Raw genomic sequence first — 25597 nt, 5'->3', positions numbered from 1 at the left:
GCTCGAAGTCACGCAGGTCCGTGAGGCGCCGAACTATTCCGCTCCACTAACCTGGACAGGTGACTGACTCACTTCTCTCGGCACTGGGTTCGCGGGTCCTGGTCTGCGACGGCGCCATGGGCACCATGCTGCAGGAATACGACCTCCCGCTGGAGGATTTCCAGGGTCACGAGGGCTGTAACGAGATCCTGAACGTCACCCGGCCCGAGGTGGTCCGCGAGATCCACGACGCGTACTTCGCGGCCGGCGCCGACTGCGTCGAGACAAATACCTTCGGTGCGAACTATGGCAATCTCGGCGAATACGGCATTGTCGACAGGTCGTACGAGCTGGCGGAGTCCGGCGCCCGGATCGCGCGGCAGTCCGCCGACCACTGGTCGACCCCCGAGCAGCCGCGCTACGTGCTCGGCTCGGTCGGCCCCGGTACGAAGCTGCCGACCCTCGGGCACGCCCCGTACGCGCTGCTCCGCGACTACTACCAGCAGTGCTGCGAGGGCCTGATCCACGGCGGCGTCGACGGCATCCTGGTGGAGACCTGCCAGGACCTGCTCCAGACCAAGGCCGCGATCGTCGGCGCGAAGCGGGCCATGGCCGCCACCGGCCAGCGGGTCGCCCTGATCTGTCACGTGACGGTCGAGACCACGGGCACGATGCTGATCGGGTCCGAGATCGGCGCCGCACTGACCGCCCTGGAGCCCCTCGGGATCGACTACATCGGGCTGAACTGCGCCACCGGCCCCGCCGAGATGAGCGAGCACCTGCGCTACCTGTCCCAGCACGCCACGGTCGGCCTGTCGGTCATGCCGAACGCCGGCCTGCCGGAGCTGGGCCCGCGCGGCGCCGTCTACCCGCTCGGGCCGGCCGAGCTGGCCGAGGCCCTCAAGCGCTTCGTCGTGGAGTACGGCGTGGGCCTGGTCGGCGGCTGCTGCGGCACCACCCCCGAGCACATCCGGCAGACGGCCGACGCGGTCCGGGGCCTCACGCCCGCCGCGCGCACCCCGGTCATCGACGCGGGCGTGTCGTCGGTGTACCACCACGTGCCGTTCGTCCAGGACGCCGGCGTCCTGATGGTCGGCGAGCGCACCAACGCCAACGGCTCGAAGGCGTTCCGCGAGGCCATGCTCGCCGGGGACTGGCAGAAGTGCGTCGAGACCGCCCGCGACCAGATCCGGTCCGGCTCGCACATGCTCGACCTGAACGTCGACTACGTGGGCCGCGACGGCGCCGGGGACATGGGCGAACTCGCCGGCCGGTTCGCCACCGCCTCCACCCTGCCGATCATGCTGGACTCCACCGAGCCGCCGGTGATCGAGGCGGGCCTCGAACGGCTGGGCGGCCGGTGCATCGTCAACTCGGTCAACTACGAGGACGGCGAGGGGCCGGAGTCGCGGTACACCCGGATGATGCACCTGGTCAAGGAGCACGGGGCCGCCGTCGTGGCGCTGACCATCGACGAGGAGGGCCAGGCCCGGACCGCCGAGTGGAAGGTCCGGGTCGCCACCCGCCTGATCGAGGACCTGACCGGCAAGTGGGGGATGCGGATCCAGGACATCATGGTCGACTGCCTGGTGTTCCCCGTGTCCACCGGCCAGGAGGAGACCCGGCGCGACGCGATCGAGACGATCGAGGCGATCCGGCGGATCACGGCGCTGTACCCGGGGATCAACTTCACCCTCGGCCTGTCGAACGTGTCCTTCGGCCTGAACCCGGCCGCCCGCCAGGTGCTCAACTCGGTGTTCCTGCACGAGTGCGTCGAGGCCGGCCTGACCAGCGCCATCGTGCACGCCAGCAAGATCCTGCCCATGTCGAAGATCCCCGACGAGCAGCGCTCCGTCGCCCTCGACCTGGTCTACGACAAGCGGACGTACCACGCCGACGGCAGCGTCGACTACGACCCGCTGTCCAAGCTCCTCGACCTGTTCGACGGGGTCGACGCCGCCTCCGCCCGGGCCTCGCGCGCCGAGGAACTGGCCGCCCTCCCGCTCGACGAGCGCCTCCAGCGCCGGATCATCGACGGCGAACGCAACGGCCTGGAGGCCGACCTGGACGCGGCCCTGCGGACCCGCACCGCGATCACGATCATCAACGACACGCTGCTGGAGGGCATGAAGACGGTCGGCGACCTGTTCGGCTCCGGCCAGATGCAGCTGCCGTTCGTGCTCCAGTCCGCCGAGGTCATGAAGACCGCCGTCGCGTACCTCGAACCGCACATGGACAAGGCCGACACCACCGACAAGGGCACCATCGTGCTGGCCACGGTCAAGGGCGACGTGCACGACATCGGCAAGAACCTGGTCGACATCATCCTGTCCAACAACGGCTACACGGTCGTCAACATCGGCATCAAGCAGCCGATCAACGCGATCCTCGACGCCGCCGCCGAGCACAACGCCGACTGCATCGGCATGTCCGGCCTGCTCGTCAAGAGCACCGTCATCATGAAGGACAACCTGGCCGAGATGCTCCAGCGCGGCATGGCCTCCCGCTGGCCCGTCATGCTCGGCGGCGCGGCCCTGACCAGGTCGTTCGTCGAGGACGACCTCCGCGACATGTACGACGGCGGCGAGGTCTACTACGCCCGCGACGCCTTCGAGGGCCTGTCCCTGATGGACCGCGTCATGACCGCCAAGCGCGGCGGCGCCCCCGTCCTCACCGCCGAACAGCTCGCCAAGACGGCCGAGCGCAAGGCCCGCCGCGAACGGCACCGCGCCATCGTCCGCGAGGCCGAGCCGGCACTCGACGACACCACCCGCTCCGACGTGGCCGTCGACTCCCCGGTCGTCACCCCGCCGTTCTTCGGCTCCCGGGTCATCAAGGGCATCCCGCTGGCCGACTACGCCGCGCTGCTCGACGAGCGGGCCACCTTCCTCGGCCAGTGGGGCCTCAAGGCCGCGCGCGGCGGCGAGGGCCCGTCCTACGAGGAGCTGGTCGAAACCGAGGGCCGACCCCGGCTGCGGTACTGGCTGGACCGGCTCACCGCCGACCAGGTCCTCGAGTCCGCGGTCGTCTACGGCTACTTCCCGGCGTACTCCGAGGACAACACCCTCGTCGTCCTCGACGAGAACGGCCACAGCGAACGGGCCCGCTTCACCTTCCCCCGCCAGCGCCGCGACCGCCGCCTGTGCCTCGCCGACTTCTACCGGCCGCGCGGCTCCGGCGAGCTGGACGTCGTGGCCATGCAGCTGGTGACCGTGGGCAACCCGGTCAGCGAGTACGCCAACAAGCTCTTCGCCGCCAACGCCTACCGCGACTACCTCGAGGTCCACGGCCTGTCCGTGCAGCTCACCGAGTCCCTCGCCGAGTACTGGCACCGCCGGATCCGCTCCGAGGTGACCCTGCCCGGCGGCGGTTCCGTGGTGGAGGCCGACCCGGCGTCGCTGGACGGGCTGTTCAACGTGGACTACCAGGGCTGCCGGTACGCGTTCGGGTATCCGGCGTGTCCCGATCTGGAGGACCGGGCGAAGGTCGTGGAGCTGTTGGGGGCGGATCGGATCGGGGTCGAGTTGTCGGAGGAGTTCCAGCTGGTGCCGGAGCAGTCGACCGACGCGTTGATCACGTTCCACCCGGAGGCGAACTACTTCAACGCCAAGTAGCCGTGTCTGGTCAGGCCGCCTTTTGATAGTTCGCCGGGCCGCCCCGGGGTCCTAGTAGGCTTGTTGCGAACGTTGTTCGCCGACAAGTCCATCGCGGTATGTCAATGTTCATGTGTGGGTTGGCGTCTGTGGGGACCTGGCCTCGTTGAGGTCACCACGAGCACTCCCGAGAGGGAGTCGTCGCTGACCGGTGCGGGCACCAGTCGCCGGCATCCACGTTGCGACAGGCCTACCAGCCCAGCCGGTGGTCCTGGCCCTATCGGCGTTCTACCGATGCCACCGGCCCAGCGACACCCCCAGATCATGGCCCGGGTTCACCGTCGGCGGGCGCACCCCCGGAAACACCGGCTCCGACACCGGGGAACAGGGCCGAAAGACCCCGTTGTCGCGGGCGGAGTGGACCCTCGTCGACGGGTCACTGGGCACTGCCGGTGTCGGCGCAGGGGGCGCAGGCTGGGACCGGGAAGCGAGACGAACGGAGTACCCGCCACCCGCCCTCCCGCGTCGGCCGGTTCTGTCCGGTGGAAGCCGGTGAACGACGTCCGGGGAGGGCGCCATGAGGGGCCTGTTGGCCCCGGGCTCGCCGGGTGGCGCAAACCAGGCTCAGGACGACAGGAAAGAGGTGCCGACATGACCTACGCGCTGGTTGCCTACGGTTCCAGCCACGGATCCACCGCCGACATCGCCGACTGGATCGGTGAAACGCTACGCGAGCGCGGCATACGGGTCGACGTGTCCGACGCCGCCACGGTCGAGGACGTCTCCCACTACGACCTGGTGGTGCTGGGTGGCGCGCTCTACGCGCACCGCTGGCAGCGCCAGGCGCGCCGTTTCGCCCGCCGGCACCGCACGGCGTTGCTGGCCAGGCCGGTGTGGCTGTTCAGTACCGGCCCGTTGGACCGCTCGGCCGAGGGCGCGGTGATCGCGCCGGTGCCCCAGGTCGCGCGGATCGCCGAACGGATCTCGGCTCGGGGGCACAGCACGTTCGGTGGCCGGCTGGCGCCGGACACCACCGGGTTCCTGGCTCGCCGGATGGCCAGGACGATGGCTGGCGACTTCCGCAACCGCGCCCAGGTGACGGCGTTCGCCTACGGCATCGCCGCCGAGGCCGCGCGTCCTGACGTCGACGCGGTCCGCTAGTCGGCGGGAGGCTCATGACCATGGAGCCACCGGCGGCCTCCGCCGTCCCGTACCGCCGTCCCGAGGACTGTCCGCGGGCACGTACCCGGTTGTACCGCGAAGGAGTCTGCCTGTCGGAGAACTTTCCGGTCGCCGACATCACCGGACACCTGGCGGACCCGGCGTCGGTGGTGTGGTTGGACCTGTGCCGGCCGACCCCGGCTGACTTCGCGATGCTCGACAAGGAGTTCGGGCTGCACGAGTTGGCCGTAGAGGACGCCCTCGACGAGGCCCAACGGCCCAAGATCGACCGGTACCCCACGCACCTGTTCCTCAGCGCCTACGCCGTGCACCTCGACCCGAAGGGTGTCCGGCTCGACGTGGGGGAGGTCGCGGTGTTCATCACCGGCCAGGCGTTGATCACGGTCCGCAAGGACGACCAGTTCGACCTCGGGCCGCTGCTCGCCCGGTGGGACGCCTCACCCGACCTCGCGGTCCATGGGGTCGCGTTCCTGCTCCACGGCCTGCTCGACCTGCTCGTGGACGGGCACTTCGACGCCGTCTCGCAGCTCGACGAGGGCATCGAGCAGTTGGAGGACCTGCTCTTCGACGAGCGGCGCGCCCAGATCGAACAGGTGCACCGCCGGTCGTTCCAGCTGCGCAAGAACCTCGTTGTGCTCCGCCGGGTCGTCCTGCCGATGCGCGAGGTCCTCAACACCCTGCTGCGCAGGGATCTGCACACCATCGACGAGGCCATGGTCCCGTACTTCCAGGACGTCTACGACCATGTCCTACGCGTCACCGAGTGGACCGAGTCGTTGCGCGACCTGGTCGCCACCACGGTCGAGACGAACCTGACCGTCCAGGCCAACCGCATGAACCTCATCATGAAGAAGGTGACCAGCTGGGCCGCGATCATCGCCGTGCCCACCGCGATCACCGGCTTCTACGGCCAGAACCTGCCCTATCCCGGACACGGTACCGGCTGGGGCGTGTGGACCTCCACGGCCCTGATCGCCGTGGTGTCCGGACTGCTGTACCTCGCCTTCAAGCGCCGGGACTGGCTCTGAACGCGACAGCTGGAACGGCACGGCCGAGGCGGGACCTTCGGCACTGGTCGCCCGGGGGCGGATGGAATCGAATGAGGTCGGAGGTGCGCAACCCATGCCCACGAGAAAGATGATCATTGAAGAACAGCTTCCGGGGTACGACGTCGTGCGCACCGAGCAGCTCGTGGTCGACGCCGCCCGGCGGCGACGTTCCGGGCGGTGTGGGAACTGGACCTCATGACCGTCCGCACGCCGCTGCTGACCGCGATGTGGGTCCGGGGGATCCCTGACCGGCTGCTCCACCGGGCCCAGCCCGTTCCGGCCCTGCTCAGGCGCCGCGCCGTCGCGGCCTCGGGGCACTGATGAATCCCGCCGGCGGCCGGACCCGGACACCACGAAGCCGGCGAGCCCGTGCGGTCGCGAGTGAGTGGACATCGTGACCCCCGGGCGCGTACCGGTCGGGGCGGAGCGGGTACCACCGGGTGGTCGTGCTCGACCGTGGCTGTGGATGTCGGTGGCCGCCGCTGTGCTCGCCGCCGCGGGCAGCCTCGTCGGACTCCTCAACATCGGAAGCGTCTACGGCCGGGAGGCCGCGGCGTTCGTCGAGCAGGCCATCGCCCAGGACCTCGTCAACCTCGCCGTCATCACCCCCGCCACGGTCATCCTCGCGCTCCTGGCACTCAGGGGCTCGCGGGCGGCCCACCTCGCCTGGCTGGGCGTGGTGGCGTTCACGGTCTACAACTACGTGATCTACACCCTGTCCATCCACGTCGGGCCGCTGTACCTGGCGTGGATCGCCGTCCTGGGCCTGTCGCTGTTCGCCCTGATCGGCGGCCTGACGCCCGCCCGGATCCGCGACCGGATCCCGGTCACCGAGGTGTGGCGAGCGGCCACAGGCTGGTACCTGGTCATCATCGCTGTGCTGTTCGCAGGTTTGTGGCTCGCCGACATCGTTCCGGCGGTCCTGACCGGGGAAGTGCCTGCCGGAGCCAGAGACCTCGAACTGCCGTCGAACCCGGTCCATGTCCTGGACCTGGCCTTCTACCTGCCGGCCGCTCTGGCCGCCGGAGTGCTGCTGCTGCGCGACAACGCCTGGGGGCACGCGACCGCACCCGGCCTGTTGATCTTCCTGGCGCTCACGGGCCTGCCGATCCTGCTGACGCCGTTCGTCGCCGCGGCTCGCGGTGGCCACCGGGTCTGGCCGGTCCTCGTCCCGATCACCGTGATCACCCTCGCCAGCCTCACCCTGGCCCTGCGCATGCTCGGCGCCGCTCGCCAGAGGACACCGGGCAGATAGGCGGCGTCGCCGATGGCAGGCGCACCGTCCTGACCGAGACCCGCGAGCCCGGACGCCCGACAGGGCACCCGCCCGCCGACGAAGCGAACGTTCGCTCCCGATCCGCTGCGGCCGGGCATAGCATCGTGGTATGGCCAAGAAGCATGACGATGCTCCAGTTTCCTCCGCTTTAGGCCTGTCCCCGCTGTCGCAGACGGGTCTCGATGACCTGCTCGGGGAGCTGCTGTCCCGGGTCGGGGTGGTGATGGCCAGCCGGGAACGGCTGCGCTCGCTGCTCGACGCGGTCGTCGGGATCGGCACCGATCTGGAACTGCGCGCCACTCTGGAGCGCATCATCCAGGCGGCGTGCGCCCTGACCGACGCCGAGTACGGGGCGCTCGGGGTGATCGGCCCCGACCGCACGCTGACCGAGTTCATCACGCACGGCATGGACCCGGAGACCCACGCCAGGATCGGGGACCTGCCCTCCGGGCACGGCATCCTGGGCCTGCTGATCGAGGAACCCCAACCGATCCGGCTGCCGGACATCACGAAGCACCCCCGCGCCTACGGCTTCCCCGCCGAGCATCCGGCGATGCACACGTTCCTCGGGGTGCCGATCCGGATCCGCGACCAGGTGTACGGCAACCTGTACCTGTCGGAGAAACGCGGTGGCGGCCAGTTCACCGACGACGACGAGGAGATCATGATCGCCCTCGCCGTGGCGGCCGGCGCGGCGATCGACAACGCCCGGCTGTACGCGCAGTCCCGCCGCCGGCAGCGCTGGCTGGAGGCCGCCACCGAGACCAGCACGGTGATCCTCAGCGACGTCGACCGCACGGAGGCGCTGCGCCTGGTCGCCGCGCGTGCCAGGGAGGTCGCCGAGGCGCACCTGGTGCTGGTGATGCTGTACGACCCCGACGGCGGTCGGCTCCTGGTCGAGGTGGCCGACGGCGACCCCGGCGCGGCACTGGTCGGGTTCGCCGTGCCGGCGGACCACGGCGAGATCTCGTCGGTCATCACCGAGCGGAGCCTGGCGGTGGTCGGGGACCTCGGCAGGGCGGCGACCTGGCCGGTGGGCCTGTCGACGGGTACCGCGCTGCTGGTGCCGTTGATCGCCGACGGTGACCTGCTCGGCGTGCTGGCGGTCGCCTACGAGCGTGGCGGGGTGACATTCGCTGAGGGGCCTGACGTGGCCCTCGTGGAGACGTTCGCCGGGCAGGCGGCGCTCGCCCTGGTCCGGGCCGGCGCGCGGGACGAGCGGGCGTTGCTGGCCATGCTGGGGGACCGCGAACGCATCGCCCGCGACCTGCACGACGTCGTCATCCAGCGGCTGTTCGCCGCCGGCATGCAGTTGCAGAGCGCGGCGCGAATCACGGGCAAGCAGGACGTCGCCGACCGGATCAACGCCGTGGTGGATGACCTGGACGGCACGATCCGCGACATCCGGAGCGCGATCTTCGAGCTGCGGTCCCCCTCGGGCACGGATCTGCGTACCCAGGTGCGTGACCTGGTGGACAAGAGCGCCACCACGATGGGGATCCGGCCCACGCTGGCCCTCGAAGGGCCCGTGGACAGCGCGGTGCCCGAGGAACTGCGTCCGGAGGTGCTGGCGGTGCTGCGCGAGGCCCTGGCGAATGTGGCCCGACATGCCCGGGCCGGCCGGGTGCGGGTGGCGCTGCGGGTCACGGAGGGCCGGGTCACCCTGACTGTCGCCGACGACGGCGTGGGGGGCGCACAGCCCCGGGGCGGTCTGCTCAACCTCGCCGAGCGGGCCCGGGTCTTCGCCGGGGGCTTCGAGGTCGCCGACGTCGAGCCGTCCGGCACCCTGCTGACCTGGTGGGCCCCGATCTAGAGACCCCTTTTCCGGGTACCGGCGGGTCAGGGCCGGTTCGGGCCGAGGAGTTTGCTGGCCAGCACGGCCGCCTGCGTGCGTCGTTCGAGGCCGAGTTTGGCCAGCACGCTGGACACGTAGTTCTTGACGGTCTTTTCCGCCAGGAACATGGCGGCGGCGATCTCCCGGTTGGTCATGCCCTCGGCCATGTGCACGAGGACCTTGCGTTCCTGTTCGGTGAGGTCGGCCAGTGCGTCGGGGGCCCGGGTGCCCTGCCGGATCCGGTCGAGGACCCGGGCGGTGACGGCCGGGTCGAGCAGTGACTGGCCGGCGGCGACCCGGCGGACGGCGTCGACGAGGTCGGTGCCGCGGATCTGCTTGAGCAGGTAGCCGGCGGCCCCGGCCATGATCGCGGCGAACAGGGCCTCGTCGTCCTCGTAGGAGGTGAGGATCAGGGCCTGGATCGTCGGGTCCACCGACCGCACCGCCCGGCACACCTCGATGCCGTTGCCGTCGGGTAGCCGGGCGTCGAGGACCGCGACCTGGGGCCGCAGCGCCGGGATCCGGCTGGCGGCCTCGACGGCGGAGCCGGACTCGCCGACGACCTCGACGTCCCCGGAGTCCTCGAGCAGTTGACGCAGGCCCCGGCGGACCACTTCATGGTCGTCGAGGAGGAAAACGCGGATCATCCTGTCGTTATACCCCGCCGCAGGCGTGTCCGACCCGTGCCGAAGGTCCCGAACCGGGCGGGACCTTCGGCACGGACCGCTCACGGTCAGCGCAGCCAGCGCATCCTTGCGACCAGGGGCTGCCGTGCCCACCAGCCACCCAGGCCCCAGGTGTCCCCGGCGTGGGCCAGCGCCAGCGCGACGAGCAGGCCGGCGTAGATCAGGTGGTCGTCCATGAACGGGTTCGTGGCCGGCGGCAGGACGGCGGTCCACATCATGACCAGGAGCAGGGCCCCGGCGATCGCGGCGACGCGCATGCCGATCCCGGCGATGAGCGCGATCCCGACGGCGGCGAGGCCGGTCATGAACGCCACGTCGGCGAAGGTGGTGCCGGCGATCGAGTGGTAGAAGTCGGCGAACGGTCCCTTGGCGGAGTTCTTCAGGAACCCCAGGGTCGGGTGGCCGCCGTTGATCCACGCCGCTGGGGACTTCGTGGCGTACCCGAGGCCGAACAGTTTGTCGAGGAACGCCCACAGGAACACCCAGCCCAGGGCGAGCCGCAGACCGGCCAGGACGTACCGGATGGCGGGAGTCTGACCGTTCGTGGTCTGGGCGGAGTGCGTTCGGCCGGCGTCGCGGGTGATGGTGCTCATCGTCGAGTCCCTTCTCTTTCGTCCCGCACAGCCTGTGCCGGCCGCCGGTCGCGGCACAGGGCCGCACGCACTGCTCAGCCCGGGTCTTTCGGCACTGTTCGCCCGCTCCCCGCTGCCGGAGGCTGAGGTCAACCACAACTCCCGGAGGCCGCCATGACCGAGTCCGTCGTCACCGCCCACGTCGTCGTCGGCGTCGACGGCTCCGACACGGCCCTGGCGGCCGTGGACTGGGCCGCCGACGCCGCGGCGCGGCGGGGCCGGCCGCTGCGGATCGTGCACGCCTACATCTGGCCGGCGATGCACCTGCCCGACGGGCCCGTGTCCTCCCGGGAGGTCCTCGCCGGGCTGCGCGCCCAGGCAGGGGAGTACCTCGCGCAGGCTGCCGGCAGGGTCACCGCCAGGCACCCCGACCTGCGCGTGGACCCCATTCTTGTCGAGGGTGCCGCGGCGGCGGTACTGCTGGGCGAGAGCCGCGCCGCGGCCATGGTCGTACTCGGGCACCGGGGGCTGGGCGGGTTCACGGGGCTGCTCGTCGGGTCCGTGGGGGTGCAGGTCGCCGCGCACGCCGCGTGTCCCACGGTCATCGTCCGCCCGCACCTGCTCCCGCCGGGGCCGGGGGCCGGCAACGTCGTCGTCGGCGTGGACGGCGCCGGCGGGTCGGAGCGGGCGCTGGAGTTCGCGTTCACGGAGGCGTCCCTCAACCGGGTCGGGTTGACCGCCGTGCACGCCTGGCGCTGGCCACTGTCCACCGAACCCGGCGAGATGCTGCCCCCGGTCCATGACCCAGAGCTCGCCGGCGCCGAGGAGCAGCGTGTGCTCACCGAAGTCCTCGCCGGCTGGCAGGAACGCTTCCCGGACGTGAAGGTCACCCACCACCTCGTGGCGGGCCGGGCGGGCCGGGCGCTGATCGACGCGTCGCCCGGCGCGCACCTGGTCGTCGTCGGCTCGCGCGGACGCGGCGGTTTCGCCGGCCTGCTGCTGGGCTCGGTCAGCCAGGCCGTACTGCACCACGCCGACGGCACCGTCGCCATCATCCGCTAGACCACCGGCACCGTCCGGCAAAGGGGGAACCCGTCATGTCCATCCACTTCACCGACACCGACCCCACACGGCGCGCGCGTGCCAGCGCGGGACCGCTGGGCCTGGCCGCGTTGACGGCGCTGCGTGCCCCGTCGCTGTTCAACACCCAGCCGTGGCGGTGGGATCTGCACGACGACGTCGCCGACCTGCGCGCCGACCTGGACCGCCAGTTGGTGGCCACCGATCCCGACAGCCGGCTGCTGATCGTCAGTTGCGGAACCGCGCTGCACCACGCGCTCGTCGCCCTGGCCGCCGCCGGACACACCGTCGAGGTGCGTCGACTGCCCGATCCGTCGCAGCCGACGCTGCTGGCCCGGCTCGTGCTCACCGGCCGGCGCGCTCCGACCCCGATGGACCTTCGCCTCGTCCAGGCCATCGCGGTCCGGCGCAGCGACCGCCGGCCCTTCACCGCGATCCCGGTACCCGGAGAATCGGTGGAGGCTCTGCGCGACGCGGCCGAACGGCATGGCGCCCACCTGCAGTTCCTCCGCGACGAGCAGGTGGTGGAGCTGACCGTCGCCGGGCAGCACGCCTCCGACGCCGAGTTCACCGACCCGGCCTACCGGGCCGAACTCGGTGCCTGGACCCACCGCCCGCCGCACGCCGCCGACGGGGTTCCCGCCGACGCCGCCGTGGCGACCGTGCCCCGGCGGGTGGTGGTCCGCGACTTCGCCCCGGCCGGCGACGCCGCCCTGCCCCCGGGCACCGGTACCGACGCCGGCACCCGCTACGGGCTGCTGTTCACCGACACCGACGCGCCGGCGGACTGGTTGGCGGCGGGGGAGGCGATGTCGGCGGTCCTCCTCGCCGCTGTCTGCGCGGGCCTGGCCGCATCGCCCATGAGTGACATCACGGAGGTGCCGGCCGTGCGCGAGGATCTGCGCCGCCGGATCCTCGCGGGCCTCGGCTGGCCCGTCCTGGCCCTGCGGTTCGGGACCGTCGAACGGCCCGGCACCGTACCGCGCAGCCCCCGCCGCGACCCCGGACAGGAACCGTCATGACCGCCCTGACGCGGGAGGTCTTCACCGCGGCCGTGACGGCTGCGACCCTCGCCCCCTCGATGCACAACACCCAGCCGTGGCTGTTCCGCCGCGACGGCGACACCGTCGAGGTGTACGCCGACACCGGCCGCGACCTCACCGTGGCAGACCCGCACCACCGGGCCGTGCGGATCAGCTGCGGCGCGGCGCTGCTCAACCTGCGCCTCGCCCTGACCGCGCACGGCCACCCGATGACCGTGCGGCTGCTCCCCGAACCCGGCCGCACGGACTTCCTCGCCCGCCTCACCCCGGCCGTCGACCGGCCGGCGACGCCCCTGGAACGGGAACTGCACGCCGCGATCGGGCTCCGGCACAGCAACCGCGACCCGTACCTGGACAGCCCCGTGTCCACCGAACAACGTGCCCGCCTGACCCACGCGGCGGCGACTGAACGATGCTGGCTGCAGCTGGTCGACGACCCGGCCGCCGTGGCCCGGATCGCCGCGATCCTGCGGAGAGCCAACCGGCGGATCACCGACGACCCCGGCTACCAGGTCGAGTTGGCCGCCTGGATCAACCACGACCCGGCCCGCCGCGACGGCGTACCGGTCAGGGCCGGCGGCCCGGCCCCCGCGGCCCACGAACTCCTGCCCCGGCGGGACTTCGGCGGCCCGGCGCACCCCACAGGCCGCGACTACCAGGCCGAACCGCTGCTGGCGGTCCTCGGCGCGCACGGCGACCTGCCCGGAGACCAGCTCAGGGCCGGACAGGCCCTGCAACGGGTCCTGCTCACCGCCACCGTGATGGGCCTGTCGGCGTCGATGATGTCCCAGCCCGTCGACGACGAGGCCGCCCGCGACGAGCTGTGGCGGGAACTGCACTGGCAGGGCAGCCCGCACATGCTCCTACGCCTCGGCTACGGCCTCCCGGCCACCGCCAGCCCCCGCCGACCGGCGGCCGACGTCATCCTGCCCTGACAGGCCCAGGGCCGAAGGTCCCTCCGGTCAGGGCGGAAAGCCTCTGCCCGGCACGGGCGCACCTGGTGAAGCTGAAGACATCGAGTCCCGTGGAGGAAACATGAGCAACAAACACCGCCTCGGCGTCGTGGTCGGCGTCGACGGTTCGGCGTTCGCGGACGCGGCCCTGGACGTCGCCGCGGACCAGGCCGCCGCGCGCGGGCTGCCGTTGGAGATCATGCACGGCTTCGTGCTGCCCACCCTGAACAGCTCCTTGATGGCCGTGCCGTATCCGCCGGAGTTCACGATGCCCCCGCCCGAGGTCGCAGAGACCCTCGCCCGCGCCGAGACCCGGGTGGAACGCCGACACCCGGGGCTCGATGTCGACACGCACCTGATCCACACCACCCCGGCGGCGTGGCTGGTGGAACGCTCCGCCCACGCGGCCTTGGTCGTCGTCGGCTCGCGCGGCACCGGCGGGTTCGCCGGCCTGATGCTGGGCGCGGTGTCCGGTCAGGTCGCCACCCACGCCGCCTGCCCGGTCATGGTCGTCCGCGGCGAGACCGACCGGCCGGCCACAGCCCCGGTCCTGGTCGGGGTCGACGACCGCGAACACAGCGTGGCGGCCCTCGAATTCGCCTTCGCCGAAGCCGACCGTCGGGGCGCGCCGTTGCGGGCGCTCTACGTCTGGCACACCGTCCCCGAGGCGGGAACCGGCTCAGGGACGCAGCCCGGGTCCACGTTCATCGAGGCCGTGGAGACCTCCGAGCGGGTCCTGGCCGAGGCGATGGCCGGGTTCGCCGAGAAGTACCCGCAGGTGCAGGTCACCCGCGCCCTGTCCCACGACCGCAACCCGGCGGAGATCCTCCTGGAGGAGTCCGCCCTCGCCAGCCTGGTCGTCGTCGGTTCCCGTGGCAGGGGCGAGGTGGTGAGCCTGCTCCTCGGCTCGGTCGGCTACACGCTGATCCACCACGCCGACTGCCCCGTCGTCATCGTCCACCCCGTCAAGACGGAGTAACCCCTAGCGACACGGGCCCGGCCCAGCCATGGCCGGACCCGTGCGACCCGAACCATCTGGAGTGCGGAGGAGCATGCGATGACCGCCCGTTCCGGGTACCCCGTCGCCACGGACCCGACCGTTCAGCCGCGGACGGCCCCGTCCGGCCTCACCAGCGCGGAAGTGGCCGCGCTACGCTCCCGCCACGGCCCGAACAGCATTCCTCCGCCGGCCCCGCGCCGGCTGTGGCACCGGGTCGTCGACCAGCTGCGCGATCCGTTGGTGCTGCTGTTGCTGGCGGCGATGGCCGTCACGGTCGCCTTGCGCGACGTGTCCGACACGATCGTCATCGCCCTGGTCGTCGTGGTGAACACCGCGATCGGCATCCGCCAGGAGATCCGCGCCGACCAGGCCGTGGCCGCCCTGCGGGAACTGGCCGCGCCGCACGCCCGCGTGGTCCGCGACGGGGTGGCCAGCCTCGTCGCGGCGGCCGACCTGGTGCCCGGAGACGTGGTGCGCCTGGAGGCCGGCGACATCGTGCCCGCCGACCTGGCCGTCCTCGAGGCGGCCCAGGCGCGGGTCGACGAGTCCGCGCTGACCGGCGAGTCGGTTCCGGTGGACAAGATCGAGGGCGACGACCTTTCCGGGGGTACCGTTCTCGCCGCCGGCCGCGCCAGCGCCACCGTGACCCGCACCGGCCCGGACAGCGCCCTCGGCCAGATCACCGCCCTCGTCGCGGCCCAGCCCCGCCGACCCACCCCGCTCCAGAGACGGCTCACCGGACTGAGCCGGATCCTGGGTGCCACGGCTGTCGCGGTGTCGGTGGTCGTGATGGTCCTGGGTCTCCTCGCCGGCCGGGAACCGGTGGAGATGCTCCTCGTCGCGGTCAGCCTCACCGTCGCCGCCGTGCCCGAGTCCCTGCCGGCGGTCGTCACCGTGGCCCTCGCCCTCGGCGCCTACCGGATGGCCCGCCGCGCGGCGATCGTGCGGCAGCTCACCGCCGTGGAGACCCTGGGATCCGTCACCGTCCTGGCCGCCGACAAGACCGGCACCCTCACCGAAGGGCTCATGACCGTCGAGCTGCTGGTCTGCGGCGACACGACCGTCGCGGTGTCCGGACGCGGGTATGACCCCGTCGGGGACGTGCAGCCCGGCGCAGACCCGGGTCGGCTGGATCGGCTGACCCGCGATCTGGTGCTGTGCAACGACGCCGACCTGGCCCCGCCCGAGGAGGCCGGGGGCCGGTGGACACCCGTCGGGGACCCGATGGAAGCCGCTCTCCTGACCGCTGCCGCCCGGCACGGGGTCCACCGGGCCGCGTGTCCGCGCCTGTTGGAGGTGCCCTTCGACGCGGTGCGCCGCCGGATGACCACCGTGCACCGCGACGGCGACAGCTACCTGACGATCTGCAAGGGCGCCCCGGAGACGATCCTGACCACCGAGCTACTCACCGACACCCCGGCGGCCGTCGCCTCGGCCGTTGCGATGGCCGAGGACCTCGCCGCCCGGGGCTACCGGGTCCTCGCCGTCGCCGACGCCTCGACCACCACCCTCCCCACAGCCGGGAACGCGGCGCACGACCTGCGGCTCGTGGGACTCGTCGCGTTGGCCGACCCGGTCCGCCCGGAGGCCGCCGAAGCCCTGGAGACCTTCACCAGGGCCGGTATCCGACTCCTGTTGATCACCGGTGACCATCCCGCGACCGCCAGGGCGGTAGCAGGCCAGTTGGGCATCATCGACGGCCACCACGGCGAGGTCGTCCTCGGCCACGACGACCTGACCCCCGAACGCCTCGACAGGGCCCGGGTGTTCGCCCGCACCCGCCCCGAGCACAAACTCGCCATCATCACCGCACTGCAGGACCGGGGCGAGGTCGTGGCCATGACCGGCGACGGCGTCAACGACGCGCCCGCCCTGCGCCGCGCCGACATCGGCGTCGCCATGGGCAGAGGTGGCACCGAGGCCGCCCGCCAGGCCGCGCACCTCGTCCTGGCCGACGACAACCTCGCCACCGCCGCAGTCGCCGTCGAGGAGGGCCGGCGCATCTACGCCAACATCCGCCGCTTCCTCGCCTACGCCCTCGCCGGCGGCCTCGCCGAGGTACTCATCATGCTCACCGGCCCGGTTCTGGGGTTCGCCATCCCGCTGCTCCCGGCCCAGATCCTGTGGATCAACATGCTCACCCACGGCCTGCCCGGCGTGGCGCTGGGTGCCGAACCCGGTGACCGTGATGCCATGCGCCAGCCACCCCGACGCCCCGGCGCGGCCATCCTCGGGCCCGCACTGCTCTGGCAGATCCTCGGCGTCGGCGCCCTGATCACCGCCGTGTCCACCGTCATGACCCTGGTGGCGCACCGGTCGGACTGGCCGTGGCAGACGGTCCTGTTCACCGTCCTCGGCCTCGCCCAACTCGGCGTCGCCCTCGCGGTGCGGGCCCGGCGGCAGCCTGGGCAGCCACGCAACTGGTGGCTGCCGGCAGCCGTGGCCGTGTCCCTGGCCGGCCAGCTCGCAGCCCTCTGGCTGGCTCCGTTGAGAGCCCTGCTGGGCACCGAGTCCCTCACCGGGTACCAGGTGTCGTGCTGCGCCCTCGCCGCCAGCGTCCCCGGGGTGGCGCTCGCCGGCTACCAGGCGGTCAGATCCCGGCGCGTGGCGACCCGGACCGGGGCTGACGGCGCCTCGCGAGGTGCCGTCAGAGTCCTGCGGATCGACAAGTCCGAGGACCGGATGTAGCGGTCAACCAGCGTCGTCCACAAGGGACGGTCGGGCCTACCACGACGACCGCCCGGCACCCGGATCCGCACACCGCCCTGCCGCTACCCGTGCACCCCGCACGGCGCTGCTCACCGACACCTACCCGCCATTCCGCCTCGACCAGGGCGGCGACGAACCGGAGGCCACCTCATGAACACGTTGAACCCGAAGGAACTGCGGGCCCTCGACAGGTACTGGCGGGCCGCGAACTACCTGTCCGCCGGTCAGATCTTCCTGCTCGACAACCCGCTGCTCCGCGAACCACTGCGCCCCGAACACATCAAGCCGCGCCTCCTCGGCCACTGGGGCACCAGCCCCGGCCTGAACCTCGTCTACGCCCACCTCAACCGGATCATCGCCGGCCGCGACCAGCCGGTCCTGTTCGTCACCGGCCCCGGGCACGGCGGCCCGGCCCTGCTGGCCAACACCTGGCTCGAAGGCACCTACACGGACAGGTACCCGGAGGTCACCCGCGACGCCGCCGGGATGGCGAAGCTGTTCCGGCAGTTCTCCTTTCCCGGCGGAGTCCCCAGCCACGTCGCCCCGGAGACCCCCGGCTCGATCCACGAGGGCGGCGAGCTCGGCTACTCCCTGGCGCACGCCTTCGGGGCGGCGTTCGACAACCCCGGCCTGGTCGTGGCGTGCGTGATCGGCGACGGCGAGGCCGAGACCGGCCCGTTGGCCGCCGCCTGGCACTCGAACAAGTTCCTCACGCCGGGCCGCGACGGGGCGGTGCTGCCGATCCTGCACCTCAACGGGTACAAGATCGCCAACCCGAGCGTGCTGGCCCGGATCGGAGCGGACGAACTCACCGCGCTCCTGACGGGCTACGGCTACGAGCCCCACTTCGTCACCGGTGACGATCCGGCCGAGGTTCACCAGCAGCTGGCCGCCACTCTCGACCTCGTCTTCGACCGGTTGACCGCGATCAGCTACGAACCGGCCCGGCCGCGCTGGCCGATGATCGTGTTGCGTACCCCCAAGGGCTGGACCGGGCCCCGGGAACGCGACGGCCTGCCGGTCGAGGGCACGTGGCGCGCGCACCAGGTTCCGCTCCCGGCCGCGAAGTCCGACCCGGGCCAACTCGCGGCACTGGAGACGTGGCTGCGCTCCTACCGCCCGGATGAGCTGTTCGACCTGTCGGGCGCGCCCCGCCGCGAACTCACGGATGGACTTCCGGGTGGTCGGCGCCGGATGGGTGTGGTGCCGCAGTCCAACGGTGGTTCCCTCACCCGGGAGCTGGTGCTGCCCGACTTCCGGGACCATGCGGTGAAGGCCGGTGCGACGGTCGGCGCGACCCGGGTGCTCGGTGGGTGGCTGCGCGACGTGATGGCCGCCAACCCGCGCACCTTCCGGTTGTTCGGCCCCGACGAGACGGCCTCCAACCGGCTCGATGCCGTCTACGAGGTCACCGGTAAGGCGTGGCAGGCGGAGGTGCTGCCCACCGACGAGCACCTCGACCCGGACGGGCGGGTGATGGAGATCCTGTCCGAGCACACCTGCCAGGGCTGGCTGGAGGGGTACACCCTGACCGGCCGGCACGGCCTGTTCTCCTGCTACGAGGCGTTCGTCCACGTCGTCGACTCCATGGTCAACCAGCACGCGAAGTGGCTGAAGGTCTCGCGGACGATCCCGTGGCGGCGGCCGGTGCCCTCGCTGAACTACCTGCTCACCTCACACGTCTGGGAGCAGGACCACAACGGCTTCTCCCACCAGGACCCCGGCTTCATCGACCACGTGGTCAACAAAAAGGCGGAGATCATCCGGGTGTACCTGCCGCCGGACGCCAACACCCTGCTCTCGGTGACCGACCACTGCCTGCGCAGCCGCGACTACATCAACGTGATCGTCGCGGGCAAGGCACCCGCGCCCGTGTGGCTGGACATGGCCGACGCCGCCGCGCACTGCGCCCGGGGCCTGGGCGTGTGGGACTGGGCGTCCACCGACGACGGCGACCCCGACGTGGTCCTGGCCTGTGCCGGGGACGTCCCCAGCCGCGAGACCCTCGCCGCCGCCGACCTGCTCCGCAGACACCTGCCCGACCTGCGGGTCCGGGTCGTCAACGTCGTCGACCTGATGCGCCTGCAACCGGAGTCCGAGCACCCGCACGGCCTGCCAGACAGTGAGTTCGACGCGATCTTCACCACGGACAAGCCCGTGATCTTCGCCTACCACGGCTATCCGACCCTGATCCACCGACTCACCTACCGCCGGGCCGGCCACGGCAATCTGCACGTACGCGGCTACAAGGAGGAAGGGACCACCACCACACCGTTCGACCTGCTCATGATGAACGACCTGGACCGCTACCGGCTCGTCACCGACGTCATCGACCGGGTTCCGGGCCTCGCCCGCCGCGCCACCGACCTGCGCCAGCACGCTGTGGACGCCCGCGCCGCCGCCCGCGCCCACATCCTGGCGCACGGCGAGGATCCCGCCGAGATCCGCGACTGGACCTGGCCGGACAACCCCCGCCCGCAGGAGTCGTCGTGACCCTGCCCTCCGCAGCCACGCCGGCCGCCCGACCCCTCGCGCTGGCCACCCTGAAGACCGTGCACACGGTCATCTGGCTCGCGGTGGAGTCCAGCATGGCGTACCTGCTCTATGCCGGAGTCACGCATCGAACCGACCGCCGGGCAGCCATCGCCGCCACGATCGTCGCCACCGAGAGCGCCGTCTTCCTGGCCAACGGAGCCCGCTGCCCCCTCACCGAACTGGCCATCCCCCTCGGCGGGACCCGAGCCCCCGTCACAGACCTCTACCTACCGAAGTGGCTCGCGCACAACCTGCCCGCCATCCACATACCACTGATCATCGCGGTTGTGTACCTGCACGCCCGGAACCTGCGCGCCACCCGGTCCGGATCACGCGGTTACCACGCGGCTCCGCACGTGCGGGCTACCCCGGTGACGTGACTGAATCCCGCCCGGACCTGGGCGGGATTCAGTCACGTGCGGCGTCGGTGGCCCGGCAGGCTGGTGGCCGGCCGGGCCCTGGGTCACGAGTGGCGTGTCCGTCGCCGGTAGAGGGCTATGAGGAGGGTCGCGCCGACGGTGAGCAGGGTCGTTCCCGTACCCATCAGGATCGGCACTGTTCCGCTTCCGGTCGTCGGCAGTCTCCCCGGTCCGTGGCCCGGGCCGGCTCCGGGCGACGTGTCGGCGGTCGGACCGGGAACGGGTGTCGCGGATCCCGTCGGGGTGGCGGACGGTGTCACGGTGTGTGAGGCGGTGGGTCGGGCCGTCGGGCTCACAGTGGGACCGGCGGTGGGCGTGGAACTCGGGCTCGGGGTGGGCCCGTGGGTGGGTCCCGCGGTCGGACCGACGGTGGGGGACGCGGTCGGTGTCGGTGAGGCCGTGGGCGACATCGTGGGAGCCGCGGTGGGTGTCATGGTCGGTCCGGCGGTCGGGGTGACAGTCGGGCCGGCGGTGGGTGTCACCGTGGGGCCGGCGGTCGGTCCGGCCGTCGGTGTTGACGTGGGGCCGGCGGTGGGTGTCACTGTGGGTGTGGCTGTCGGGCCCGTGGTGGTGCTGGGGCTCGGTGTGGGTTGGGCGCACACGGGTGCGGTGATGGTGTTGGTGTCGAGGGTGACGGCTGCGGTCTGGGCCAGGGCGCGGCCCTGCAGGGTGGCACCGGTCTTCATGGCGATCGAGGCCGAGGCGAGGATGTTGCCGATGAAGGACGTGCCGGTGTCGAGGGTGGCGGAACTGCCGACCTTCCAGTACACGTTGCACGGCGCGGAGCCGTTGATGAACACGACGCTGCTGTTCGGTGCGGTGATCAGGGTCGAGTCGACCTGGAAGATGAACACGGCCTGCGGATTGCCGAGGGCGTTGAGGGTCAGTGCCCCGGTGACCTGGGCCTCGGCGGTCCGGTAGACGCCGGGGGTGAGGGTGTCGCCGCCGAGCTCGTTGACGTGCCGGATGAACGGGGTACGTCCCGCCGCGTCGTTGTAGGCGGTGGTCAGGTCGTTCTTGGCGACCAGTGCGACGTCGTCGGCCAGGTGTGTCTCCCCGCCGACGGCGGGGGAGCCTGTGACCGCGCTGCCGGGATGGATCCCGAGGCTCTGGGCCATGGTCGTCGTGCCGGTGTTGGTGACGGTGGACCCGGCCAGGACGGAGAAGTTCGCGGCGGTCCCGAGGCCCACGGGTGCGTCGGCGGCGCTGGCCCCGTTCGGGTAGGACAGGACCATCGTGGCCGCCACCCCGGCTGCGGCCAGTCCGGCGAGTACCGGCGCGACGGCGCGACGGGCATGAACGTTGCGGGTCACAGCGCGGCCATCCGTGAGGCCATACGACTGAACTGCACGAAAACAGAAGAAAGGCCCATATGGCCAATAAGACTCATTAAACCACAATATGGAGCCCACGGATGCCCACGATGGCGTTCCCCAAATTGCATCCATTCCATTTCGGGATCATTCAGGACGGCGCCGTGTTGCGAACCTTTCGCGGCGCAGGAGCCGCTGACGGCGTGGTTCCGCCCCCGGCTCTGTCCGGGGCCGGGGCGAACAGGCTCAGGTGCCGGTCTGGTGTTCGGCGTTGTTGCGCAGCGCTTCGGCGAGGTGGTCCTCGAGGAGGATGATCCGACACGCCGCTTCGAGGGCGGGGATCTGGTGCGCGAGAGCTGCAAGGATTCGCCGACATGGGGATGTTTGCGGGTTATGGCAGGGGCCGTTCCGTTGGCGGTCGACAGGGAGACGGCACTCGCCTCTCTGTCGACCGACCTGTCGACATCGACTCCTGTGGAATCAACTAGGTCGTGGCCAGGCCGTCAGGTGCGCGCTTCGGTCCACCGTGGTTCATGGCTCACCAACGATGAAAGCGCTGGTGGTCCCGGGTCTTCGCCATTCACCATGGCCGGTCACGACCCCGTCTTCATTCCAACGCCAAATAGGGATACTTGGCTTTTCAAGTAGTCAAACGTGGTCTACGAGTGTTCTGGGCTGTCGCTGGGCCTCGTGGGTTACTCGGAAGTTAGGGCCGACTTGGGCTGATCGCGGCTCGCCTGATTCTGAGCACGGTTGGGTTCGTCGCGGTTGTTGTCACAGCTTGCTGCGTACAGCGCGTCGATTGCTTGCCGTGCTTGGCTGCAGTCGGTGAACAGGCGGCCGTAAGACCGAAGGGTGAATTCGGGTGAGGCGTGGCCTAGCCATGAGGACAGGTTCGTGATGGTCTCGCCGGTACTCAGTAGGTGGGCTGCGAACCAGTGCCGGAGCATGTGGCAGCAGTTCGAGGGCACCTCGGGTAGTCCTGCTGCGCGAAGAGCCCGATGCCAGATCCTTCGGTTGAACTGTGCGGTGTGCTGCTCTGTTCGTCTCCGTGGCGAGGTAGAGCAGCACCGTGTGAGCGGGGCGGTCGGTCCTAGTTCTGCGTACTCGTCGGCTTGCGGGGCCAGCGTACGTGCGTCTTTTCAGGAGCTCAAGGTGCCGACGTAGGCGTAGGCGACGCCATAGCCGTCGAAGTACGGGTAGGTGATCCCTTGGTTCGCCCGAGGTTCGACCAGCGGGACCGCAGAGTGCATTGCCAGCGTCCCAGCTGCTCGACTACCGTCACCCACCTCACCGCGCACTGCCGACCTGATACTCGTTGAGGGCTTCTTGGAGGCTGATGTGCCGGAATTGGTACGTGGCTCCGGTCTGCCGGAGGATTCCTCGGCGGTGTGCGTCTTCGAGGAAGGAGATGAATCTCCACGGGATTCTTCCTGTCAGGGCGAGCCAGGATCTCGTGAACTGGTACCGCACCCAGGCGCTGCCGGCGTGCGCCTTGCTGCCGAAAGACAGTACGACGGTGATACCGAAGCCGATGCCACCGGCGGCGACCAGAAGGCTACCGGTGTTCTGGTATCCGCTCGTGCCCGCCAGCAGTGCGGCCGGGACGCCGATCAGCAGAGCGGGAAGTGCGTCCCCGCGCAGGGAGCGTCGGGCATTGAGCAGGTCCGACTCCGGACGACCCGCCTTACGGTAGGAGTAGGCGACATACGGGATGGTCAGCAGCGCGGCCACCGCGCCGGACGCCGGCCCGAAATCCGGGCTGTAGAACCATCCGACCCAGATGCCGACGCTGATACCTACGGTGAGGGGGACCGCCGCTGTGCGCCAAGGGGAGGACAACTGATTGGGTTGCCGCCATCGGGACTGGAGTGCAACGCCGCAGAGCATCGCGACGATGAGCGCCACGACCTTACCGACCGACAGGGCACCAGCGAAGGCGGCAATGAACACAAACAGTTGTTGGACGAGGATGGCGGATTTCACCCGGTCGGGAACGTTCCGCTCTTCAAGGGGCTTGCGCTTCACATGATCGACCGGGATCGTAAGGCGCCACCAGGCGATCTCGGTCGAGGAAAGGTCCGTGAGATGCTGGGCCAGGAACCCCAGATACTTGCGGGCCGCCGCGAGTTCACCTTCGGCGTAGATCGACTGCAAGTAGCGGCCCGTCAGGGTCTTCCGGATGCTCGATGCCGTCTCGGTGAGCAGTTCCGTGGGGTCTGTGTCCGGCGCGGTGTAAGCCGTACGTGCCAGGTACAGCATCAACGGAGTGGCCAGTGCCCGCGCTACCTCAGAGTCCGGATTCTTGCGGAGGTATCGTCCGATCGGCCGCCATCGTGCGGCCGTCTCGGCCGTCTGTCCGCTTGGAAGGTACGCGGCGGCCTGTGTACCAGTGACCGGCGATAGTTCGACGACGAAGGCGCGCCCGAGCGGCCTTCCGCTGGGCACGATGGCATCCGTGTAGTCCTTCGAGCGGCAGGTCATGACGCACGGACGGTCGGCTCCGATCGCAGCGGTCAGTTTCGTAATTGCAAGCGCCCTGAGCGACGGGGGCACCTCATCGAGTCCGTCGAGGACAGGAATGATCCGCTTGTCGTTGAGAAGAACGGTGGCGCCGTCCCCCGCCCCCAAGCTCCGCTTGAGCGGCGGGTATTGCGAGCGCAAGTGCGCGATGAACCAATCCTGAAAGTCCTCGGAATCTGGCCGCCAATCGGAGAGGTTGACCCTGACCGGAACGGGAACACTCCGATCCGTGGCACGCATCTCCAGGAGCCCACGTGTCAGGAGGAGCGCCGTGGTCGACTTACCCGAGCCAGGGACGCCGATGATGACGAGCTGGCGGTGTGAAGTCCTCATCAGCAGCGCAGGAATCGCGGCGATGTCGTTCGTGTCGGGAGTCTTGAATCTGGTCACGTAACCACCTACCGAGATTCCGGGCACAACCTTCGACAGATCAGCGGCGGACGGCGTGACCTGCTCATCCGCCATCCGCCACTCCACCGCGATCGACTCGGCCTGGGTGAGGTGCAACCGGGTGGCCTCTCGGTTCGATTCCTCGCGGACTAATCCAGATAGGTGGTCCAAGACGGTGTCGGTCGTCTCGGGAGCCTTGCCCGTGACAAAAGTGATGATACTGATACCGAAGGACAGCAAGCCGAGGATGAAACTTCCTACGCTGCCAGCGCTGTCCAGCGTTCCGAGGCTCTTCGGGGACAACCAGATCAAGACACTGACGATCATCAGAACGATGGCGAGCGCCAAGGAGCCTCCGAAGGTCCAGGACCGAGCTGTCGAGCGAAACTTCGGGTACAGGCGCACGATCATTATCATGCCCTACATCGAGACTTCCACCACCGTTGTGTTCGCAAGCGGTGGGAGGCGAATCCCGTATGGACAGTTTGTGATCGATACGATTCCGCTGCCCCGCAATGCGTGCGGGCGCTCCTGGCGCAACGCGATGGCGTCTCGGCCACGGACGTCGCCCCCGACGTCCTGACGGACCTCGTCCGGCAAGTCTTGCCAGCGTCTGGGCATGACTTGCACCAAGTCCAGCGCGCCGATCCGGCCTCTCAGGTCTGGGGGTGGCTGCACCGGAGTTGGTCGCCGACCACCGACGCTGCGCTGCGCTGGGAGCCGAGGCCCGACGCATCGCGCCGGACGAAAAAGCGGCCGGCGCGCCTCTTCCTCGCCGACCTGCAACCGGACGAGCGTCGCCGGTAGCCCAACCGGCCAATGGCCCCGCCCCGAAGGTAGGGATCTTCGCGATCATTCCGCCCTCGACCCGACGCATGCCGACCTTGAGCCTGTACGTCGGCTGCCCGAAGAGCGGATCGTAGGGGCAGCTGCAAGGTGGGTGCTGCGCCCACTAGCATGTGGGCTGATCCCAACACGGCCCCCGACAATAGGTCAGGGGTTCGGGATGCCTACTGGTGCTGTGACCCAGAATTCCCGACCAGGCGGAAGAAGCGCTAGTAGCACTTTAGCCACTCGGCGCGTGGCCTTCGGCTGTTCAGCGGTGTCGTGCAAGGGTAAGTATCCATAGCATTCTGCCAATGGGTCTCAGATGGAAGATCTCCTTCATCGTGCTCGGCCTCGTAGCGGTGACGATCTTGGCAGTGGCGATCATGTCTCGGAACAAACCCGATACTCCGCCAGGTTCAGCTGCAGGTCGACTGCCAACCCTGACCACAGATGATGCACGAAGGTTGGCTGGTGATCTGCGTTCCAACGACGAGAGCCGCGTCCGCAAAGCGATCGCGATGCCTAGCAGTCAGCCCGTGGGACTGCACCCGGTTTGGTTGACTCCTTGATCTGTGAGGATCTTGGTCCTCCTGGAAGGATGTCTTCGTGCCGAAAGCTTTCCCGCCCGAGTTC

19 protein-coding genes are annotated in these 25597 nt (G+C 70.2%); 14 read left to right on the top strand and 5 right to left on the bottom strand.

Going from position 1 to position 25597, the window contains the following annotated elements; all coding sequences use genetic code 11:
• The first annotated feature begins 59 nt into the window (after positions 1–59).
• The 7 genes from metH (at position 60) to AB0M43_RS17660 (ending at position 8892) form a co-directional block, all read left to right on the top strand.
• Positions 60–3593: a methionine synthase gene (gene metH, locus AB0M43_RS17690; RefSeq protein WP_363725838.1), complete on the top strand. Its 3534-nt coding sequence runs from the start codon at positions 60–62 to the stop codon at positions 3591–3593.
• 630 nt (positions 3594–4223) lie between these two features.
• Positions 4224–4733, top strand: coding sequence for a flavodoxin domain-containing protein (locus AB0M43_RS17685; RefSeq protein ID WP_363725836.1), 510 nt, complete (start codon positions 4224–4226; stop codon positions 4731–4733).
• Positions 4734–4747: 14 nt separating this feature from the next.
• A complete protein-coding gene (locus AB0M43_RS17680) occupies positions 4748–5782 on the top strand; it encodes a magnesium transporter CorA family protein (RefSeq protein WP_363725834.1) in 1035 nt (344 codons plus the stop codon).
• A 94-nt stretch (positions 5783–5876) separates the two neighbouring features.
• Positions 5877–6002: a hypothetical protein gene (locus tag AB0M43_RS17675; protein WP_363725832.1), complete on the top strand. Its 126-nt coding sequence runs from the start codon at positions 5877–5879 to the stop codon at positions 6000–6002.
• On the top strand, positions 5999–6124 hold the full coding sequence (locus AB0M43_RS17670; protein ID WP_363725830.1) for a hypothetical protein: 126 nt from the start codon (positions 5999–6001) through the stop codon (positions 6122–6124). The genes AB0M43_RS17675 and AB0M43_RS17670 overlap by 4 nt, the downstream gene beginning before the upstream one ends.
• A 145-nt stretch (positions 6125–6269) precedes the next feature.
• A complete protein-coding gene (locus tag AB0M43_RS17665) occupies positions 6270–7058 on the top strand; it encodes a hypothetical protein (protein WP_363725828.1) in 789 nt (262 codons plus the stop codon).
• Between the two features lie 130 nt (positions 7059–7188).
• Positions 7189–8892 (top strand): GAF domain-containing protein, encoded by a 1704-nt coding sequence (locus tag AB0M43_RS17660; RefSeq protein WP_363725826.1) that lies wholly within the window; start codon positions 7189–7191, stop codon positions 8890–8892.
• A gap of 26 nt (positions 8893–8918) precedes the next feature.
• Here AB0M43_RS17660 and AB0M43_RS17655 read toward each other — a convergent pair whose 3' ends face one another.
• Entirely contained in the window at positions 8919–9560 is a 642-nt protein-coding gene (locus AB0M43_RS17655; RefSeq protein ID WP_363725824.1) for a response regulator transcription factor, read from the bottom strand.
• Between the two features lie 86 nt (positions 9561–9646).
• Entirely contained in the window at positions 9647–10192 is a 546-nt protein-coding gene (locus tag AB0M43_RS17650) for a hypothetical protein (RefSeq protein ID WP_363725822.1), read from the bottom strand.
• A gap of 153 nt (positions 10193–10345) precedes the next feature.
• On the opposite strand from AB0M43_RS17650, the gene AB0M43_RS17645 reads away from it, so the two are divergent.
• The 7 genes from AB0M43_RS17645 (at position 10346) to AB0M43_RS17615 (ending at position 19871) form a co-directional block, all read left to right on the top strand.
• On the top strand, positions 10346–11233 hold the full coding sequence (locus AB0M43_RS17645; RefSeq protein ID WP_363725820.1) for a universal stress protein: 888 nt from the start codon (positions 10346–10348) through the stop codon (positions 11231–11233).
• 35 nt (positions 11234–11268) lie between these two features.
• Positions 11269–12273: a nitroreductase gene (locus tag AB0M43_RS17640; RefSeq protein WP_363725818.1), complete on the top strand. Its 1005-nt coding sequence runs from the start codon at positions 11269–11271 to the stop codon at positions 12271–12273.
• Entirely contained in the window at positions 12270–13229 is a 960-nt protein-coding gene (locus AB0M43_RS17635; RefSeq protein WP_363725816.1) for a nitroreductase, read from the top strand. The genes AB0M43_RS17640 and AB0M43_RS17635 overlap by 4 nt, the downstream gene beginning before the upstream one ends.
• A 100-nt stretch (positions 13230–13329) precedes the next feature.
• Entirely contained in the window at positions 13330–14226 is an 897-nt protein-coding gene (locus tag AB0M43_RS17630; protein ID WP_363725814.1) for a universal stress protein, read from the top strand.
• A gap of 78 nt (positions 14227–14304) precedes the next feature.
• Positions 14305–16935: a cation-transporting P-type ATPase gene (locus AB0M43_RS17625; protein WP_363725812.1), complete on the top strand. Its 2631-nt coding sequence runs from the start codon at positions 14305–14307 to the stop codon at positions 16933–16935.
• A 171-nt stretch (positions 16936–17106) separates the two neighbouring features.
• Positions 17107–19449 carry a phosphoketolase family protein gene (locus AB0M43_RS17620; RefSeq protein WP_363725810.1) on the top strand — a complete coding sequence of 781 codons (2343 nt, stop codon included), beginning with the start codon at positions 17107–17109 and terminating at the stop codon, positions 19447–19449.
• Positions 19446–19871, top strand: coding sequence for a hypothetical protein (locus tag AB0M43_RS17615; protein ID WP_363725808.1), 426 nt, complete (start codon positions 19446–19448; stop codon positions 19869–19871). The genes AB0M43_RS17620 and AB0M43_RS17615 overlap by 4 nt, the downstream gene beginning before the upstream one ends.
• Before the next feature lie 83 nt (positions 19872–19954).
• On the opposite strand, the gene AB0M43_RS17610 is transcribed toward AB0M43_RS17615, so the two are convergent.
• The 3 genes from AB0M43_RS17610 to AB0M43_RS17600 all read right to left on the bottom strand — a co-directional run bounded on the left by AB0M43_RS17610 (position 19955) and on the right by AB0M43_RS17600 (position 24484).
• The gene (locus AB0M43_RS17610) at positions 19955–21223 is read right to left on the bottom strand and encodes an ice-binding family protein (RefSeq protein ID WP_363725806.1); all 1269 of its coding nucleotides are present in this window, start codon (positions 21221–21223) and stop codon (positions 19955–19957) included.
• Between the two features lie 695 nt (positions 21224–21918).
• Positions 21919–22350 (bottom strand): tyrosine-type recombinase/integrase, encoded by a 432-nt coding sequence (locus AB0M43_RS17605; RefSeq protein ID WP_363726970.1) that lies wholly within the window; start codon positions 22348–22350, stop codon positions 21919–21921.
• Positions 22351–22513: 163 nt separating this feature from the next.
• On the bottom strand, positions 22514–24484 hold the full coding sequence (locus AB0M43_RS17600) for a hypothetical protein (protein WP_363725804.1): 1971 nt from the start codon (positions 24482–24484) through the stop codon (positions 22514–22516).
• Between the last annotated feature and the right edge of the window lie 1113 nt (positions 24485–25597).

The sequence above is a fragment of the Longispora sp. NPDC051575 genome, assembly GCF_040681875.1.
Classification (GTDB): domain Bacteria; phylum Actinomycetota; class Actinomycetes; order Mycobacteriales; family Micromonosporaceae; genus Longispora.
Note: the sequence above shows the minus strand (reverse complement) of the source record. Positions and strands in the feature narration are given on the sequence as shown.

Coding starts and splice junctions, on each gene's coding strand:
- AB0M43_RS17685 (WP_363725836.1), top strand. CDS start 4,224: ATGACCTACGCGCTGGTTGCCTACGGTTCCAGCCACGGATCCACCGCC.
- AB0M43_RS17680 (WP_363725834.1), top strand. CDS start 4,748: ATGACCATGGAGCCACCGGCGGCCTCCGCCGTCCCGTACCGCCGTCCC.
- AB0M43_RS17675 (WP_363725832.1), top strand. CDS start 5,877: ATGCCCACGAGAAAGATGATCATTGAAGAACAGCTTCCGGGGTACGAC.
- AB0M43_RS17670 (WP_363725830.1), top strand. CDS start 5,999: ATGACCGTCCGCACGCCGCTGCTGACCGCGATGTGGGTCCGGGGGATC.
- AB0M43_RS17665 (WP_363725828.1), top strand. CDS start 6,270: ATGTCGGTGGCCGCCGCTGTGCTCGCCGCCGCGGGCAGCCTCGTCGGA.
- AB0M43_RS17660 (WP_363725826.1), top strand. CDS start 7,189: ATGGCCAAGAAGCATGACGATGCTCCAGTTTCCTCCGCTTTAGGCCTG.
- AB0M43_RS17655 (WP_363725824.1), bottom strand. CDS start 9,560: ATGATCCGCGTTTTCCTCCTCGACGACCATGAAGTGGTCCGCCGGGGC.
- AB0M43_RS17650 (WP_363725822.1), bottom strand. CDS start 10,192: ATGAGCACCATCACCCGCGACGCCGGCCGAACGCACTCCGCCCAGACC.
- AB0M43_RS17645 (WP_363725820.1), top strand. CDS start 10,346: ATGACCGAGTCCGTCGTCACCGCCCACGTCGTCGTCGGCGTCGACGGC.
- AB0M43_RS17640 (WP_363725818.1), top strand. CDS start 11,269: ATGTCCATCCACTTCACCGACACCGACCCCACACGGCGCGCGCGTGCC.
- AB0M43_RS17635 (WP_363725816.1), top strand. CDS start 12,270: ATGACCGCCCTGACGCGGGAGGTCTTCACCGCGGCCGTGACGGCTGCG.
- AB0M43_RS17630 (WP_363725814.1), top strand. CDS start 13,330: ATGAGCAACAAACACCGCCTCGGCGTCGTGGTCGGCGTCGACGGTTCG.
- AB0M43_RS17625 (WP_363725812.1), top strand. CDS start 14,305: ATGACCGCCCGTTCCGGGTACCCCGTCGCCACGGACCCGACCGTTCAG.
- AB0M43_RS17620 (WP_363725810.1), top strand. CDS start 17,107: ATGAACACGTTGAACCCGAAGGAACTGCGGGCCCTCGACAGGTACTGG.